At 69.1% G+C, this 16,625-nt stretch carries 18 protein-coding genes; 14 read left to right on the forward strand and 4 right to left on the reverse strand.

The window, feature by feature from the left end:
- The first annotated feature begins 73 nt into the window (after nt 1-73).
- The 4 genes from ACFYYB_RS02510 to ACFYYB_RS02525 all read left to right on the forward strand — a co-directional run bounded on the left by ACFYYB_RS02510 (nt 74) and on the right by ACFYYB_RS02525 (nt 4,179).
- The gene (locus ACFYYB_RS02510) at nt 74-652 is read left to right on the forward strand and encodes a toxin-antitoxin system, toxin component (RefSeq protein ID WP_389432796.1); all 579 of its coding nucleotides are present in this window, start codon (nt 74-76) and stop codon (nt 650-652) included.
- Nucleotides 649-1,821, forward strand: a complete 1,173-nt coding sequence (locus tag ACFYYB_RS02515) for an MAB_1171c family putative transporter (protein ID WP_389432797.1) — start codon at nt 649-651, stop codon at nt 1,819-1,821. Before ACFYYB_RS02510 ends, ACFYYB_RS02515 begins: the two co-directional genes overlap by 4 nt.
- A gap of 134 nt (nt 1,822-1,955) precedes the next feature.
- Nucleotides 1,956-3,404: an NAD(P)/FAD-dependent oxidoreductase gene (locus tag ACFYYB_RS02520; RefSeq protein ID WP_389432798.1), complete on the forward strand. Its 1,449-nt coding sequence runs from the start codon at nt 1,956-1,958 to the stop codon at nt 3,402-3,404.
- A 229-nt stretch (nt 3,405-3,633) separates the two neighbouring features.
- The gene (locus tag ACFYYB_RS02525) at nt 3,634-4,179 is read left to right on the forward strand and encodes a hypothetical protein (RefSeq protein WP_389432799.1); all 546 of its coding nucleotides are present in this window, start codon (nt 3,634-3,636) and stop codon (nt 4,177-4,179) included.
- Here ACFYYB_RS02525 and ACFYYB_RS02530 read toward each other — a convergent pair.
- On the reverse strand, nt 4,151-4,582 hold the full coding sequence (locus ACFYYB_RS02530; RefSeq protein WP_389432800.1) for an arsenate reductase ArsC: 432 nt from the start codon (nt 4,580-4,582) through the stop codon (nt 4,151-4,153). The genes ACFYYB_RS02525 and ACFYYB_RS02530 overlap by 29 nt on opposite strands.
- A 106-nt stretch (nt 4,583-4,688) precedes the next feature.
- Between ACFYYB_RS02530 and ACFYYB_RS02535 the strand changes: the two genes are divergently transcribed.
- From ACFYYB_RS02535 to ACFYYB_RS02545, 3 genes are all read left to right on the forward strand, one after another.
- Nucleotides 4,689-5,000, forward strand: coding sequence for an ArsR/SmtB family transcription factor (locus tag ACFYYB_RS02535; RefSeq protein ID WP_389432801.1), 312 nt, complete (start codon nt 4,689-4,691; stop codon nt 4,998-5,000).
- Nucleotides 5,000-6,115 (forward strand): ACR3 family arsenite efflux transporter, encoded by a 1,116-nt coding sequence (arsB, locus tag ACFYYB_RS02540; protein WP_389432802.1) that lies wholly within the window; start codon nt 5,000-5,002, stop codon nt 6,113-6,115. Before ACFYYB_RS02535 ends, arsB begins: the two co-directional genes overlap by 1 nt.
- Before the next feature lie 193 nt (nt 6,116-6,308).
- On the forward strand, nt 6,309-7,241 hold the full coding sequence (locus ACFYYB_RS02545) for a 5'-nucleotidase (RefSeq protein ID WP_389432803.1): 933 nt from the start codon (nt 6,309-6,311) through the stop codon (nt 7,239-7,241).
- Between the two features lie 484 nt (nt 7,242-7,725).
- Here ACFYYB_RS02545 and ACFYYB_RS02550 read toward each other — a convergent pair whose 3' ends face one another.
- Together ACFYYB_RS02550 and fdxA are read right to left on the reverse strand one after the other, a co-directional pair.
- Entirely contained in the window at nt 7,726-8,307 is a 582-nt protein-coding gene (locus ACFYYB_RS02550; RefSeq protein ID WP_389432804.1) for a TMEM175 family protein, read from the reverse strand.
- A gap of 141 nt (nt 8,308-8,448) precedes the next feature.
- Nucleotides 8,449-8,820 carry a ferredoxin gene (gene fdxA, locus ACFYYB_RS02555; RefSeq protein WP_389432805.1) on the reverse strand — a complete coding sequence of 124 codons (372 nt, stop codon included), beginning with the start codon at nt 8,818-8,820 and terminating at the stop codon, nt 8,449-8,451.
- A gap of 95 nt (nt 8,821-8,915) precedes the next feature.
- Here fdxA and soxR point away from each other — a divergent pair, with 95 nt between their 5' ends.
- The 6 genes from soxR to ACFYYB_RS02585 all read left to right on the forward strand — a co-directional run bounded on the left by soxR (nt 8,916) and on the right by ACFYYB_RS02585 (nt 14,701).
- Nucleotides 8,916-9,380, forward strand: a complete 465-nt coding sequence (soxR, locus tag ACFYYB_RS02560; RefSeq protein WP_389432806.1) for a redox-sensitive transcriptional activator SoxR — start codon at nt 8,916-8,918, stop codon at nt 9,378-9,380.
- A gap of 246 nt (nt 9,381-9,626) precedes the next feature.
- On the forward strand, nt 9,627-10,220 hold the full coding sequence (locus ACFYYB_RS02565; RefSeq protein ID WP_389432807.1) for a bacilysin biosynthesis protein BacA: 594 nt from the start codon (nt 9,627-9,629) through the stop codon (nt 10,218-10,220).
- Nucleotides 10,217-11,530: a DUF6421 family protein gene (locus ACFYYB_RS02570; RefSeq protein WP_389432808.1), complete on the forward strand. Its 1,314-nt coding sequence runs from the start codon at nt 10,217-10,219 to the stop codon at nt 11,528-11,530. Before ACFYYB_RS02565 ends, ACFYYB_RS02570 begins: the two co-directional genes overlap by 4 nt.
- A gap of 2 nt (nt 11,531-11,532) precedes the next feature.
- Nucleotides 11,533-12,528, forward strand: coding sequence for a DMT family transporter (locus ACFYYB_RS02575; RefSeq protein WP_389432809.1), 996 nt, complete (start codon nt 11,533-11,535; stop codon nt 12,526-12,528).
- A complete protein-coding gene (locus tag ACFYYB_RS02580) occupies nt 12,525-13,808 on the forward strand; it encodes an ATP-grasp domain-containing protein (RefSeq protein WP_389432810.1) in 1,284 nt (427 codons plus the stop codon). Before ACFYYB_RS02575 ends, ACFYYB_RS02580 begins: the two co-directional genes overlap by 4 nt.
- On the forward strand, nt 13,805-14,701 hold the full coding sequence (locus tag ACFYYB_RS02585) for a branched-chain amino acid aminotransferase (protein WP_389432811.1): 897 nt from the start codon (nt 13,805-13,807) through the stop codon (nt 14,699-14,701). Before ACFYYB_RS02580 ends, ACFYYB_RS02585 begins: the two co-directional genes overlap by 4 nt.
- 153 nt (nt 14,702-14,854) lie before the next feature.
- Here ACFYYB_RS02585 and ACFYYB_RS02590 read toward each other — a convergent pair whose 3' ends face one another.
- Nucleotides 14,855-15,589: an SDR family oxidoreductase gene (locus ACFYYB_RS02590; protein ID WP_389432812.1), complete on the reverse strand. Its 735-nt coding sequence runs from the start codon at nt 15,587-15,589 to the stop codon at nt 14,855-14,857.
- 130 nt (nt 15,590-15,719) lie between these two features.
- Between ACFYYB_RS02590 and ACFYYB_RS02595 the strand changes: the two genes are divergently transcribed.
- Entirely contained in the window at nt 15,720-16,616 is an 897-nt protein-coding gene (locus ACFYYB_RS02595; protein ID WP_389432813.1) for a helix-turn-helix transcriptional regulator, read from the forward strand.
- The last annotated feature ends 9 nt before the right edge of the window (nt 16,617-16,625 follow it).

Genomic DNA, 16,625 nt, shown 5'->3' on the forward strand with positions numbered 1-16,625 from the left:
GTCCACGCTGGACCCACTGAGGGATTCGGATCACCGCCGGAGGGCATGGGGTGCGCGGGTGAGGAGTCAGGGGATGAGGATCGTGAGGAATCGGCGGCTGGAGCAGGAGATGGTCCGGCTGTGCGATGAGTTGTACGCCGGCCTGGGCGAGCCAGCCCCCCGCGACATCACCGAACTGATCGACCGAATAGCCGCGCATCTCACCGTCCACCGTGGCGATCCCAGACGGCCCGTGCGCATCGTGCGCCGTGACTTCCCGCAGGGCCTCGGCATCGTTTCAGGACTCTGGCTCGACCGGGAAACCGAAGACATCATCGTCGTCGCGAAGAGCACCAGTCCCTTCCATGCTCTGGTCATCTTGGGGCACGAGATCTGGCACATGATGAAAGGTCACTGCGGGACCTACGTCCTGGGTGCGCAGGTCGCCACGCGTCTGATCGGTGATGACGTCCTGACGCCGGCGGACCTCGACGAAGCAGTACGTCTCGTCGCCGCGCGGACCCACGCCGCAGGAGGTGACGAGGCCGAGGCCGAGCAGTACGGCCGCATGCTCGGCCGGCGGTTTCGCCATTTGGTGGAAGCCCACTCCACGCAGCGGGTCCTCCAAGGTCCGGCTGCCCGTATCCAAGCCTCTCTCGGCAACGGTAGATGAACGGCTCGGACTACTACATCCCGGCGGCTGCCCTTGGCATCGCGTTCCTCTCCAAGCTCCCCGGACTGATCCGGCAGTGGGGCAACCCCATGGTCCGGTCCGTCGCGGGGTTGCTCCTCATGTCCAGCGCAGGGTTCGCCTTCGCCGCGCCCCCCACCATCACGGTGATCAACAGAGCCGTGGGGCTGCCGAACGTCTCCGCGCCGCTGGTCTATGCCATCCTCAGCGTGTTCAACACCTGTTCCATCGTCCTCCTCGCGTACTGGCGTGAGGGGTTCGGCACCGAGGTGCAACGCCGCGTGCGACGGTGGTTCACCGTATGCGGCGCGGTGGTCGCCTCACTCGCCCTGTGCTTCGTCCTGGGTGATGCCCCGGAGGAGCGGCTCCGGGACCTGGACACCCACTACGCGTCCACGCCCTGGATCCGCGAAATGATCGTCATCTACCTCGCCTGGCACATCATTGTCGGCACGGTCGTACCCGTGATGTGCTGGCGGTGGTCTCGCGTCGTCGACGGGTGGCTCCGGGCGGGCCTGCTGACCCTCGTGGCTGGCTTCGTCTTCAGCACCGGTTTCGGCCTGGCCAAGGCCGCGGCCGTCGTCGCGCGCTGGGCGGGCGGAGACTGGGACTTCCTCAGCACGGACGTCGCTCCGCCGCTGGCCAGTGCCGGAGCCGTCCTGACCACCTCCGGCTTCCTGCTGCCGCAGGGCCGCCGCATGGCCGGGGCATGGGAGACATGGCAGACCTACCGGTGGATGGGGCCGCTGTGGCGCAGGCTCCGCATCCTCATGGGCCAGCCGATGTCGACCAGTTGGTGGACACCTCTCGAATCCCGGCTCTTCAATCGCGAAACGGACATCTACGACGATCTGCTGGCCTTGGCCCCGTACTGCGACCTTCGGGTCATGACGGCATATCACGACCCGGCACCCGACGACGGAGTCGAGCCCGATGAAGCATGGGCCGCGGCCGCGGCCCTGATGATCGCCTTTGCCATCGAGGCCAAGGAATCCGCCACGGAGAGCGGAGAGGAGTGCCCGGAACAACTCACTGACGCGCTCAGCCCCGTGTTCGGCACCGGCACCAAGGGCATCGCCCGCATCTCCCGCCAATACGGAGCTCTTCGCAGTCACACCGCGGCCGTCCCTCTGCAAGGACGCTCCCTGTGAACGGCCCCCGTCCCTCCGTACCGCGCTCACCCCTGCCTTCCATGCCGTCGACCTTGTAATCCTTTCCAGCCTCTGTCGATACTCCTCATCGTCCGAGCCACCCGCGAAGCGGCAGTCCTAGAGAGCAACACACGATGACCCAGCAGCCCAACGGCACTACCGGCACCACCCGCGCCGTCATCCTCGGTGGCAGCCTGGCCGGTACACTCGCGGCCGCCGCACTCGCACCCCACTTCGTGGAAATACTGGTCCTCGAGCGCGACAAGAAGCTGCCCGATAGCGCGGCACCCCGGCCCAGACTTCCCCAGGCCGCCCACGCCCACATGCTGTGGTCGGGTGGTGCGGACGCGATCGAATCCCTGCTTCCCGGCACAACCGACCGGTGGCTGAAGGCCGGAGCTCACCGCGTACCCATCCCCAACGGCATGGTCTCCTACTCGGCCGCCGGCTGGTTCCGGCGGTGGACCGAGACCCACTACCTCATCGGCGCCAGCCGCGACCTCATCGACTGGGGCATACGCGCCGGGGCCCTGGCGATACCCAACGTCAGCGTGCGTACGGGCATCACCGTCACATCGCTGGTGGGCAGCGCATCGAAGGTGTGCGGTGTGCACGTGCTGACCGAGAGCGGCGAGGAGAGCGTGATCGACGCCGACCTCGTGATCGACGCCACGGGGCGTGGGTCCAAGGTCCTGGATTGGCTCAAGCAGCTCGGCGCCCCCACGGTGAGCGAGACCGTCGTGGACGCCGGGGTACGGTACGCCAGCCGCCGCTACCGCGCCCCGCAAGGCGCCGAATCCGACTGGCCCGTCATTCACATCCAGGCCGACCCGCGGGAAGGAATGCCCGGCCAGGTCGTCTCGATCATCCCCATCGAAGACGGCCAGTGGCACGTCAGTATCTCCGGCACCCGCGGCGGCGAGCCGAGCACCGATGAGAACCTCTTCGAGGAGTTCGCCGGAGGAGTCCGCCACCCGCTGGCCGCCGAATTCCTCGCCCGCGCGGAGCCGATCAGCGACGTCGTCGTCTACGGCCGGACCGCCAACCGGCAGCGGCGCTTCGACAAGGCCGCGATGCCCGCCGGCTTCGTCGTACTCGGCGACGCCGCCACCAGCCTCAACCCCGTCTACGGCCACGGAATGTCCTCCGCCGCCCTCGGCGCGCTCGCCCTGCGCGAGACTGCGGCGAAGATGCCCGTGACCACGCCCAAGTTCGCCGCGCGGGCCCAGAAGGCGATGGCGCGACCCGCTGCCGCGGCCTGGCTGCTCGCCGTCGGCCAGGACCGCTTCTACCCAGGTGCTGTCGGCAAGACGCCCAACCTGGCCGACAGGCTCGCAGCACGCTACGTCCACCGCCTCAGCCACACCGCCATCGGCAATTTCCTCGTCGTGAAGGCGCTTACGGACGTCATGACCATGCAGAAACCCGCCTCCGCTCTCGGCGCCCCCGACGTCCTGATCGCCGCGGCACGCGGCCTGCGCAAGCCCCTGCTCGACGGCCCCGCCCTCACCGCGAGGGAGCAAAGCATCCTGGACCGCGCGCCTCTTCACCGAGCAGAAAAGATCAAGGCCTCCGACCACTGAGTCCACTCATCGGTCGCGGTCGGCACGACAGTTACGACTCCCACCTCGCCTACGAGGACGACGCGCGATGCGCGCCGGGCCTGCGGGCCGCAGTCCGCCGCCGCGGCATCACAGCTCGCCCATTCCCGTCCGCCGGGACCTTCGCGCTGCCAGGCTGACCCGTGCCATAAAAGCCTGCGCGAGCGTGGTCGCCTCCCCCGCGAGTGCCCGGCCTGATCGGACCGAGGCGGTGTCCAAGTGCCTGCGGGGCGTGGAGCGGGCCATCCTTCGGGGGCCCGGCCGTTTCGGTACGGTGCCGCGTTCCTCCCCGCGCAGGAAGCAGCTCAAGCTGCACGCCCGCCTCGTGGTCGCAGCACTCCGGCAGCCCGAAGTACGCCTCGACACGCACCCGGTCGAGGCCGCGAGGGAACTGTCCGGCCTGCTGACGACCGTCGTCGACGACTACGCCTGCGGCAGGCTCGGATCCATGCTCCCGGAAGAAGCGTTGAAGGACCTCACGCCGGTGAAGGACCACACGGCACTCCGGGAGACCCTGCACCTCGCTCTCGCCCTGGCGATCGTGGGCGCCGTCGGATGGCTGGGCACCTGGTTCGGAGGGACGATCGGGGTCGAGAGCCCGTGGACCCTGATCCCGGCTGCCGTCGTCGCGGTGCTGGTCTCGCACGGTCCTGTACGGACTTGGACCGATGATGGTGCCCCCGCGCACGTCGTCCCGCACGCCTGCCGGGTTCGTCGTCAGGATGCGGTCAGCTCTCCTGCTTCCGCGTGTTCTTGACGTCGATTTCGGCGATGAGGCCCTCGATCAGGCCCTTGATCTCGTCCCGGATGGGGCGTACGGCCTCGACACCCTGCCCAGCCGGGTCCTCCAGCCGCCAGTCCAGGTACGTCTTGCCGGGGAAGAACGGGCAGGCGTCCCCGCAGCCCATCGTGATGATGTAGTCGGACGCCTTGGCGGCCTCCGGGGTGAGGACCTTCGGCCGCTGGTCCGAGATGTCGATCCCCAGCTCGGCCATCGCGGCCACCGCGGAGGGATTGACCCGGTCTCCGGGAACAGAGCCGGCGGAGCGGACCTCGACACGGTCGCCCGCGAGGTGCCGCAGGAATCCGGCGGCCATCTGCGACCGGCCCGCGTTGTGGACGCAGACGAACAGCACGGACGCGAGCGGGGTGGAGAGCATGTGCTTTTCCTTCATCGGCAGGGGCGACGGGACGGCGTGCGGGCACACCCCCGAAAGGGTCAGTCCGGAGTGGTGTCAGTCCCGAATGATGTGAGAATATCAGCGCATGATGACGTCAGCCACCACTGATCTGTTCCGAGTGATCGCCGACCCGACCAGGCTCCAGATCGTGACCCTGCTCGCCCGCGAGACCCTCTGCACCACCCACCTCGTGGAGGAGACCGGGGCCCGCCAGACCAACCTCTCGAACCACCTGAAGGTGCTGCGCGAGGCCGGCGTCGTCGAGACCGAGCCCTGTGGCCGGTTCATCTACTACAAGCTGAAGCCCGAGGTCATCGAAGCCCTCGCGGAAACCTTCGGCGAGCTGGCCGCCACCGCTCGCGCCACCTACGAGACAAACCGAAAGCGAGCCTGCTGATGACCACGACCGCGCCCGTCCCGACCGGGGACACCTCCCGGACGGAGTCCGGGGGAAGCTCGATCGTCGCCAAGCTCTCCACCCTGGACCGCTTCCTGGCGGTCTGGATCCTGCTGGCCATGGCCTTCGGCCTCGGGCTCGGCCGGCTCGTCCCCGGCCTGAACGACGCGCTCGCCAAGGTCGAGATCGGCGGCATCTCGCTCCCCATCGCGGTCGGCCTGCTGATCATGATGTACCCGGTGCTCGCGAAGGTCCGGTACGACAAGCTCGACTCCGTCACCGGCGACCGCAAGCTGATGATCTCCTCGCTGGTCATCAACTGGGTGGTCGGCCCGGCCGTCATGTTCGCGCTCGCCTGGATCTTCCTGGCCGACCTGCCCGCATACCGCACCGGCCTGATCATCGTCGGGCTGGCCCGCTGCATCGCCATGGTCATCATCTGGAACGACCTCGCCTGCGGAGACCGCGAAGCCGCCGCCGTCCTCGTCGCCCTGAACTCGGTCTTCCAGGTCCTCGCCTTCGGCGTCCTGGGCTGGTTCTACCTCGACCTGCTGCCCGGATGGCTGGGCCTCGGCGAAGGCGAACACCTCGACATCTCCCTGTGGAAGATCGCGCTCAACGTCGTCATCTTCCTCGGAGTCCCGCTCCTCGCCGGCTTCCTCACCCGCCGCCTCGGCGAGAAGAAGCTCGGGCGTGACGCGTACGAGTCGACGTTCCTGCCGAAGATCGGCCCCTGGGCCCTCTACGGCCTGCTCTTCACGATCGTCGTCCTCTTCGCCCTCCAGGGCAAGAACATCACCTCGCAGCCCATGGACGTGGCCCGCATCGCGCTCCCGCTGCTCGTCTACTTCGCGGTGATGTGGTTCGGCACCTTCGCCCTCGGCAAGGCGATCGGTCTCGCCTACGACCGCACCGCGACGTTGGCCTTCACCGCGGCCGGCAACAACTTCGAGCTGGCCATCGCCGTCGCCATCGCCACCTTCGGCGTCACCAGCGGCCAGGCCCTGTCCGGGGTCGTCGGACCGCTGATCGAGGTACCGGTCCTGATCGCGCTGGTCTACGTATCACTGGCCTGGCGCCGGAAGTTCACGGCAGCGGCCACTGCCCCGCGGTGACGGGATGGCGATCGGCGGCAGCCGGCCTCCGCTCGCTGCCGGGCCCTTCCCCCGCCGGGAGCGGAGGGCCGTCTTGTCCACACTGTGATCGCAGCCTGGGCAGGACTACTCCCCATGCGTCCGCACATGTTTTCGGCATATTCGAAACGGCGATAACCCATTCGATGACGCGTGTGCACCAGCAGGGGGCGCAATGAAGTACGACCTGTCCGACCGCCTAGTCGTGGGGATCGCCTCCAGCGCCCTGTTCGACCTCACCGACTCCGACGCAGTGTTCCGGGAGCAGGGTGAGGACGCCTACCGGGCCTATCAAGGGGTCCATGCCAACGACATCCTGGAAAAGGGCGTGGCCTTCCCCTTCATCCGGCGCCTGCTGTCGCTGAACAGCCTCGTGGATCCCCGCGATCCGTTGGCCGAGGTCATCATCCTCTCGCGCAACGACCCGGACACCGGGCTCCGTGTGATGCGTTCCATCGCGGCACACGGCCTTCACATCAGTCGGGCCGTGTTCCGACAAGGCCGATCAGCACACCGTTTCATGCCGGCGCTGAACATGTCCTTGTTCCTGTCGGCCAACGGCTCCGACGTGCGTGAAGCCATGGCCGACGGACAGCCGGCCGGACACGTTCTCCATACAGAACGCGTCGATGACGACGCCGACCAGGAACTACGCATCGCCTTCGACTTCGACGGCGTACTGGCGGGTGATGCCTCCGAGCGGATCTTCCGAATCGAAGGCATCGACGGGTTCCGCGCGCATGAGGCCCTCAACGCGACCACTCCGCACGACCCCGGCCCCTTGAGAAACTTTCTCGCCGGAATCAATCGCATCCAGCGCCTCGAAGAGGAAAAGCGCCTCGCTGATCCCACCTACCGGCCTCGCCTCCGAGTCTCCCTGGTCACCGCCCGGGACGCCCCTTCCCATGAGCGTGCCGTGCGGAGCCTCAATCAGTGGGGACTTCGAGTCAACGACGCCTTCTTCCTGGGCGGCATCGAGAAAGCCGCCGTCATGCGCGCGCTCGATCCGCACATCTTCTTCGACGACCAGGTCGCCCACCTGAACGGAACGGCACCGGCCACACCGAGCGTTCACGTGCCCTTCGGAGTCGCCAACGCATCCCCCTGAGAACCATCGACACTTGGACATCGCTCTTCGCTCTTGAACGCGGCTACCGGAATGCGACCATCCAAGAGCTGTCCCGTAATTACTGAGAGGGGCGGAGGCCTCGGACATGCGCGATCACGTCTGGTTGGCCCAGGCCGGCCCTGTTGATCCGGCCTCGGCCTCGAATCACGCCCTCTGCGGCCAGCCTTTCCCGCAATGCGTCGGGTGCCAACGAGTCTTCGAAGCCCTCACCGAGGCCTCGCCCCGTGTCTGCGTACTCGTAGCGGATCGCGTACATCCTTCCCTCGTGGTGCCACTCCCAACGAACCAGAGGTCGCGCGAGGACCGCTTCGAACCACTCTGCCGCTCTGTTCCCCAACTCCACAGGGTTGCCCGCGGCTTCGAAGGCGAACTCACTCGAGGACTGCTGGATGGTGAAGTCCTGCTTGTGGAGTTCGCCCCCACGGACTCTTCGTACTCGAAGCAGGGGATTGGCTGTGGCTCGTCAAGACGCTGACGGGCGCCGGCGGACCAGGTGACGGGCGGGGACGAGCGCCAACCAGAACCACATCGCCGCGGCCGTACTGACGAATGCCAGCGGGATGGAGAGGACGAAGATCACCACGCTGACGGCGAGCCGGACACCGAAGCGGCGGCGCTCCCCGGCTCCGGGAGATGAGGCCGTCGGGTGCACCTGGTGCCGGGTGAGCAGCAAGAGGACGAGATGCACGGTGTGGATGGCGGCCACCGCCGTGGCGTAGACGGCTACCGCCTCGGGCTGCGAGGCGTACTCGGCGAGCAGTGCCGTCGGGAAGGGGAGCAGGGCGACCAGGCCGAGGCCGAGAAGGATCACGCGCGTCACGGCCGCGGTGCCGTTGCTCAGGCCGGCGAGGATCCTGCGATGGTCACGCCAGAACCCGGCGGTGAGGGCGAAGCTGAGGGCGAACGCACCCAGGTTGGGCAGCGCGTTCCTCAAGGCCTGGTGAAACGCGGAGTCACCCAGGCCCGCTGGAACTGCCACGTCGATGACCAGCAACGTCATCGCGATGGCGTAGATGCCGTCAGACAACGCCACCAGCCGCGCCATGCTCGTACCCTCATCAACGGGTTGACCATGCATCCGAGGCTCCGTCATGGCGCACACCGTACGGGATGCACAGCCCCGTACCCGGACAAGCCGGGCGGGGACGGCCGGACGGACACCGAGCTGCTCCAGGGCCTGCGCGGATCACCCGTCCGCCGGTTCGCGACCGAGATCCAGGACCGCGGGGACCGAATGGACGGCAGCCTGAGACGGGAGGGCCGCCACGCTCGGATGGTCCCGTCCGATCGAACCGAGCCTCGCGCTTCCGCCGGGGGCGCCGAGGTCGGCGAAGAACTCGGCGTTCACGGTGTTGAAGTGCTGCCATTCCTGCGGGGTGTCGTCCTCGAAGAAGATCGCCTCGACCGGGCACACCGGCTCGCAGGCACCGCAGTCGATGCACTCGTCCGGCTGGATGTAGAGCATGCGCTCGCCCTCGTAGATGCAGTCGAGAGGGCACTCATCGATGCATGCCCTGTCCTTGACGTCCACACAGGGCAAAGCGATCACAAACGTCATCGAACTGCCGTCCTCTCCAAGTGGTTCCTGCTTGCCGTTCCGACGCAGCCGACGGTATGGGCTCAAGTAGACTTGAGGTCAACAGGAGGTTTTTGATGACGAGCAACCGCTCCGTCGACGCCCGGGCCACCCCGGACGACTGGCTGGGTATCGGCGAGGTGAGCACACGAACCGGGGCGGCCGTCTCCGCCCTGCGGTTCTACGAGGAGCTCGGCCTGATCGCGTCCGAACGCGACGACCGCAACCAGCGTCGCTACCCTCGGCACATGCTGCGCCGTGTTGCGTTGATCTCGGTGGCCAAACGGATCGGCATCCCGTTGCAGGACCTTCGAGAGGCGTTCGCCGATGTGCCGCTCGACCGTCCACCGAGTCACCAGGAGTGGCAGCGCGCCTCCCGCAGCTGGAAGCACCGGCTGGAGGAGCGCCGGCAGACCATCGAGCGGCTCGAGGCCGAGCTCACCGGATGTATCGGCTGCGGATGTCTCTCGATGAAGGCATGCGCTCTGCTGAACCCCGGAGACACGCTCGCCGAGGACGGTGTCGGCCCCCGACGGCTGTGAGACGGAGCATCACAGACCGGGCACCACCGCAGGGAGCAGAGAGAGCAAGTGCGGTACGACGGCGGGGCCTTGGTGGTCGCAATCGTCCGGCATTGCGCCCTCTTGGAACTTGGCTTGTAAGAAGCACACATGAATTTTCTTTGTGTGCGAGGGCGCCGGGATGTTTGATCGCCTGGAGGGGCGAGATCCTTGGCCCCGACGAGCGGCTGTTCCGGGTGATGACCCGGGACGCATCCAGGAGGAAACGTGACTACGACTGTTGAGCCCCGCCATCGCGCGGGCTTAGGCCCCGATGACATCCGCCATGTCCACACCTTAGGCCCGCACGGAACGAACCTCGAGGCCGCCGCGCACGAGTGGCTGCGGCGCCGGGGAACCGCCGGCACGGTCGAACTCCATCCGTCGCTCGAGGACGCCCTCGAGTCGGTCCCGCACGACGGGGAGCACGCGCTCGTGGCCTGCGCCGTCTATCCGGCGCTCCACACCCTGACCTTCGGGAACCTGCACCGGCTGCACATGGTCGACAGCTTCATCATGCCGACGCACAACATGGTCCTGGCCAGCATGGGGGCCGACGCTCCCGGCACCGTCTCCACGCATCCGGCCCCGATCGGACTGGTGCCGCGGGAGGCCGAGCCCCGCTTGGTACTGAGCAATTCCCAGGCCGCGATCGACTGTGCGGCCGACCTGAGCGAAGGCTGCATCACCACCCTCGTCGCCGCCGAGCGGCACGGGATGCGCATCCTTCGCGACTTCGGGCCGGTGCCGATGGTCTTCACCATCCACCAGGTGCTCGCCGAGGACGCGGCCCGGCCCGTCGCCGCGGGAGCAGCGCTGTGACCACCACCGCCCACACCTCCACCACCGCCAACACCGCCACGGTTACCGCCACCGCCCCGCTCAGCGCGGCCTTGCGCGCCGAGGCGAGGGAACTCGCCGGGTCCCTCATACCCAAGGTCAATCGCTTCCGCCTCCGGCAGGCCGACAACGGTACGGTGACGGCTCCGCGGACCGCCGATGGGGAACTGCTCGCCGAGATCCGGGACGAGGCCACCGCCTGGTACGTCCGCGACGGGCAGCCCGGCCAGGCGGCCGCGCTCGCGGCGGACGTGGACGGCTGGCTCCGCGAAGGCCTGGACAGCGCACCGGACTTCGCCCGCTCCCGGGACGCGCTCACCCCGCCGCCCGACGGCAGACACGTGTTCTTCCTGGCCCCCGCGCAGACCACCAACAGCGTGCCGCCCGTCGGCAAGCGGCTCGACTGCTTCCTCGCCCTGCGCAAGGAGCCCGACGCCCTGCCTCGACTGGCCACGTCCTTCCCCCACCCGAAGAACAACTGCCAGTCCCTGGTGCTCGTCGCGGGGAGCCACGGGTTCGCACACGGCAACTGCCTCGTGTTCTTTCCCGAGAACGTCGCCGCGCACGACAAGGTGCGGGACCAGCCGTACGCGATGTTCTTCTACAACAAGATGCGCAAGATCCACGAGACCTACGCGCTGCCGGGAGCCGAGGCGGTCCTCACCGCGGGTTCCGTGCCGAGGGCCTCGTCCGGCCTGGCGCCGGAGGTCTGCTACGAGGCCCGTGCGATCTGGGGATACCTGCACGACTCCATGCACTACCAGGGGCGCTGGCCGTTCGACCAGCACATCACGTTGAAGATGAACTGGTTCGTCGGCCTCCTGGAGGAGACCAAGGTCGACGCCAAGACCGTCCTCGCCTGCGCCGACGGCGGAGTCCCCTTCGCGCGGGAACAGATCGCCATGATCTTGCTGGAGCGCGTCTTCCGCTACCCGCAGGCCGACGACGCGACCCGCAATTTCGATTCGGGCACCGGTGTCTTCCTCTACTCCTGGCTGCGCCGCCATGATGCGCTGACCGGCTCGCCGGAGGCCGACGGCCTGCTCCGGCTGGACTGGGACAAGACCCTCGACGCCTTGCGCGCGTACGTCGCCGCCGTGGAGGAGCTTGAGGACCGTGTCCGCACCGACGACGAGTACCGGGCCGCGGCCAAGGAATTCGTCCGCACGTACCTGCCCCCCGGGGAGGCGAAGCAGCGATTCGGCTTCACCGAGGATCAGAGCGTCCTCCTGAGGGCCAAGCGGACGCTGGCCGGCCTGCCCGCCCTGCGGTTCGCGGACGCGGAGTGGTGAGCGTGCGTCATGACGGTGAGAGTCGTTGGAGCGCCCGCCTCGGCACCCCGGTCCTGTCCTGCCTCATGGTCCTGCTCCTGGCCACGGGCTGGGTGGTCTCCGGCAAGCTGGTCAGCGACACCCCGCCCCTGGCCGTAGCGGCCGGCCGCACGGCGGCGAGCTTCCTCGTCATCGGCGCGATCGCCGCGCTGCGGCCGCGGACGTGGGCGGCGATACGGCTCACCGGCGGCCGGCACCGGGCCGTCGTGCTGCTGGCGTTCCTGGGCTTCTTCGCGTACTACACGGGAACGCTGCTCGGCGTCGACCGGATCGGCGCCTCCCGGGTCGGTCTCGTGGTGTCCCTCCTGCCTTGCATCACCTTCGTGATCGGCATCGTCGCCTTCCGCGAACAGGCGGGCATCCGCCGGGTCCTGGGCACCGTGCTCGCCGTGGCGGCGGCCCTGGGCTATGCGCTGGACGACGGCCCGGCGAGCACCGGCGGCGGAACCGACCCGCTCGCGTCCGGGGTCTGCCTCGCCCTGGCCGGGACGTTCGCGTACGCCCTGTACGGCTACGTCTACCGCAAGCACATGGCCGACGTCCCACCGCTCGCCGCCCTTCCGGCGGTCACCGGCGCGGCCACGGTCATGCTCGGACTGACCGCGGCCGTATGGGTACCGCTCGGCGCCATCAGCGCGGCCCAGTGGGCCGGAGTGGCGGTGCTCGGTGCGCTGCTCACCGCGCCCGTCTTCGTCATCTCCCATGAACTCATCCTGCGCAAGGGCCCCTTGTTCACTTCCTCCGTCGCGCTGGTGGTGCCGTTCCTGGTGCGTCTGGGCGAGTGGGCGCGGGGTGCGGCGGACGCCCCGGGACCCGCCTCCCTCCTCTTCCTCGCACTGTGCTCGGCGGGGGTGTGGATGACGGTCGTACCGGTCCGCGTACCGGCCCCCGAGCCCGCCGATCCCACCGAGCCCACCCAGCCGCCGATCCCAACCGAGCCCGAAAGAAGTACACCGTGACCCCTCCTCACCCCCCACGCCCCGTCGTCGTCCTGGTCTACCAGCGGCTTTCACTGCCCTGGATCTTCGAAGGCGCGCAGCGGGCCGGCATCGACCTCGTGCTGGTCCCGCGACCCGACGAGTCCGTGTCCCCGGACCGGCTGCCTCCCGGCGTGGTGGAGGTGCTCCCTCTGGACGTGGAAGGTGATCCGGCCAAGGCGCTGGGCATCCTGCGGGAACGCCACGAGAACGCTCCGTTCGACGGCATCACGACGCTGTACGACCCCGCGGTGCCCTTCGTCGCCGACGCGGCCGAAGCGCTCGGCCTGCCAGGTCTCGGCAGCGAGACGGCAAGGGCCGTACAGGACAAACGGATCATGCGTCGGCGGCTGGCCGAAGCGGGCCTGAACGTACCGGACTTCGTCGTCCTCGACGACCCGGACGACTGGGCCGACGCCGCCCGCCTCACGTTTCCGGTGGTGGTCAAGCCGGCCAACGGCTTCTCCAGCCTCGGCGTGACCAAGGCCGATGACCCGCGGCAGCTCCGTGCCGTCGTCGAAGAGGTCTGGCAGATCTGCCGGGACAACCTGAGCCACGTCGCGGGTCTGGTCGTGGAGGAGTACCTGGACGGCCCCGAATTCGCCGTGGAGTCCCTCGCCCACCGCGGCGAGGTGCAGGTGCTGTCCATCGGCTACAAGGGCCAGCCGGTCGGCCCGCACTTCGAAGAGGGCGTCTACCGGGCCCCGGCCCAGCTCGCACCCCACGTGCAGGAAGACCTGGTGCGCGAGGTCGTCGCCGCCCACGCCGCCCTCGGAGTCACCGACGGCCCGACCCACACCGAACTGCGGCTGCGCGAGGGCGGACGTCCTTACCTGCTGGAACTCGGCGCCCGGGTCGGCGGCTCCGGCGTTTCCCACTACATCGCCGCGCACGTCACCGGGGCCGACCTGGCGGCGGACGCACTGCGCATCGCCGCGGGGCTCGCCCCCTCCCCCCTGCCCGGGCCGCCGGCGCAGCCCGCCCGGGCGACCGGGGCCGCGGCCAACTACATCGTGCCCTGCGGCGGCTCCGGACGGATCACGGCCATCCACGGCCTCGACGAACTGGCCGAGGACCCCCGGGTGGACCACGTTCTCCAGATGCTGCACCCGGGCGACGTCGTACGGCCCTATCCGGAATTCACCGGCTATCCGGCGTTCGTCCTGTCGCACCACCCCAGCGCCGAAGACGCCGAGGAGTTCCACCACACCATCGAACGGACCGTCCGCATCGACTACGCACCCGTGGAGGAGCGGCAGTGACCGTTGCGGCTCTCGACGACCGCGACGGGCACATCTGGCTCGACGGTCGCTTCGTACCCTGGCGGGACGCCCGCCTGCACGTGCTCAGCCACGGGCTCCACTACGGCGGTGGGGTCTTCGAGGGCGAACGGGTCTACGACGGTCGCGTCTTCAAACTGACCGAGCACTCGCAGCGGCTGCACGAGTCGGCGCTCGAACTGGGTTTCCGCCTCCCCTTCTCCGTCGCCGAGCTGGACGAGGCGACGCTCGAACTCGTCGGCAGACAAGGCATCCGCGACGGATACGTCCGGCCGGTGGCATGGCGCGGCAGCGAGCGGATCAGCGTGGCCGGCGCCGGCGTCTCCGTCCACGTGGCGATCGCCACGTGGGAGTGGCCGCACGTCTTCTCGGCCGACGCCAAGAACGCGGGCATACGCCTGGGCACCTCCCGCTGGCGGCGCCCCCATCCGGACACCGCGCCCGTCCGGGCCAAAGCGGCCTCCTTGTACAACATCTGCACCCTGGCCCGGGACGCCGCCGACGCCGCCGGCTTCGACGACGCGCTGCTCCTCGACTACCGCGGCCACGTCGCCGAGGCCACGGGAGCCAACATCTTCTTCGTGGCCGGGGATGAACTGCACACCCCCCTCGCGGACTGCTTCCTCGCGGGCATCACCCGGGAGACCGTGCTCGGTCTGGCGCGCGAACTCGGAATCCGCGTGGTGGAGCGCCACATCCGTCCCGAGGAACTCGGCGGATTCGACGAGTGTTTCCTCACGGGCACCGCCTACGAGGTTCAGCCCGTCCGTGCCATCGACTCGAACGGGTTCACGGTGGGCCGGACGACGACCGCTCTCACGGAGGGGTACACCAGACTGGTCCACGCGCCGAGCAGGACCACCGCCGTGCGCTGAGCGACCCCGAGAGGCCCCCGGCGGTCCCCGCCGGGGGTCGTGGGACGCGACGAACGGGCGCGGCCCACACGGCGTCCTCGCCCGGCATCCGGTCCAAGCGGTGCAGCAGGTCCTCCCACCCGTACCTGTACCCGTACCCGTACTTCCCGGCGGTCACCGGGCACTGGCGGCGGGACGTACGACGATCTCGTTGACGTCGACCTCCGCCGGCTGGGCGATGGCGTAAGCGATGGCCTCGGCGATGGCGGACGCCGGCAGCGCCACGGCGCGATAGGCCTTCATGGCCTCCCTCGCGACAGGATCGGAGATCCCCTCGGCCAGCTCGGACTCGGTCACGCCCGGAGAGACCAGAGTGACCCGGACGGTGCCGTCCGACTCCTGGCGCAACCCTTCGGAAATGGCGCGGACGGCGAACTTGGTCGCGCAGTACACGGCCGCGGTGGGCGACACCTCGTACGCGCCGACGGAGGCGACGTTCACGAAGTGCCCGCCGCCCTGGGCCCGCATCACGGGCAGGGCAGCGGCGATCCCGTGCAGCACACCCCGCACGTTCACGTCGATCATCCGGTCCCACTCGTCGACCTTCAGCGCGTCCAGCGGTGAGAGCGGCATCACCCCGGCGTTGTTGACCATCACGTCGACTCGCCCGTACTGCTCCCGGGCGGCAGCCACGAAGGCCCGTACATCGGTGGCGTCGGTGACATCCAGCCGCCGGAAGGCCGCGGTGCCACCTGCCTCGGTGATCTCCCGGCTCAGGGCGTCGAGCCGGTCGCTGCGCCGTGCGCCCAGGAATAGCCGGTGGCCGTCGGCAGCGAGCCGCCGGGCCGTCGCCTCCCCGATCCCGCTGCTGGCCCCGGTGATGACCACTACCTTGGCTTCGGTACTCATACCCGTCCTGCTCCTCGCTCCTCGTTCGAAGCGGATCACTCCGCCGGACCGAGTCTGTGCAAGCGGCGGCCGGCCAACCAGGACGCACCGCACCCAGGCATCGCACGCCCCCACCCCCTAGCGTGTGGGCATGCCCGCGACCGTTCCCGCGCCAGTGCCCGTGCCTGTGCCCACGCCTGTGCCCGCCCCCGGCAATCTCCTCGGAGAGTTCCTCCGCGCGCGCAGGGCGGCCCTGGGCCCGCGGGACGTCGGCCTGGTGAGCCACGGCGTACGCAGGGTCGTCGGCCTGCGCCGCGAAGAGGTCGCCGACCTGGCCGGAGTGAACGCGGACTACTACGCCCGGCTGGAGCAGGGCCGCGAACGCCGTCCCTCGCCCCAAGTCCTCGACGCGCTCGGCCGGGCCCTTCGTCTGACTCCCGACACCCACGCCCACCTGCACCGCCTGGCCGGCACACCCCCGGCCGACCGGCCGGCCACCGACCGGATCAGCCCAGCCCTGCAGCGGCTCCTGGACGGCTTCTCGGACGACCCGGCGTTCGTCATCAACGCCACCCTGGACATCCTGGCCGCCAACCCCCGCGCCGATGCCCTGCATTCACCGTTCGCGCCGGCGGACAACCTGGCGCGCATGGTCTTCCTCGACCCCGCGGGCCGGCGCTTCTACACCGACTGGACCTCCACCGCCCGGACCACCGCGGCCCACCTGCGGCAGACCGCCGGCACGACACCGAACGACCCGCGCCTGCGCTCCCTCGTCCACACCCTCACCGCCCACAGTCCGGAATTCGCCCGCCTCTGGACCGCCCACGAGGTCCTGGGCAAAACCCAGGACACCAAGCGCCTGCACCACCCGTCGGCCGGCCCCCTGACCGTGACCTACCAGTCCTTCGACGTCCGCGCCGCCCCGGGCCAACAACTCGTCGTCTATCAACCCGCGCCCCACACCCCCACCGCCGAAGCCCTCGCCCGGCTCGCCGCCCGAACCCCAGATCTTCTGGCTGAGGCCCACGATGAGGTGATGGGGTAGCCGATGATG

Source organism: Streptomyces sp. NPDC002886 (assembly GCF_042888445.1).
GTDB lineage: Bacteria > Actinomycetota > Actinomycetes > Streptomycetales > Streptomycetaceae > Streptomyces.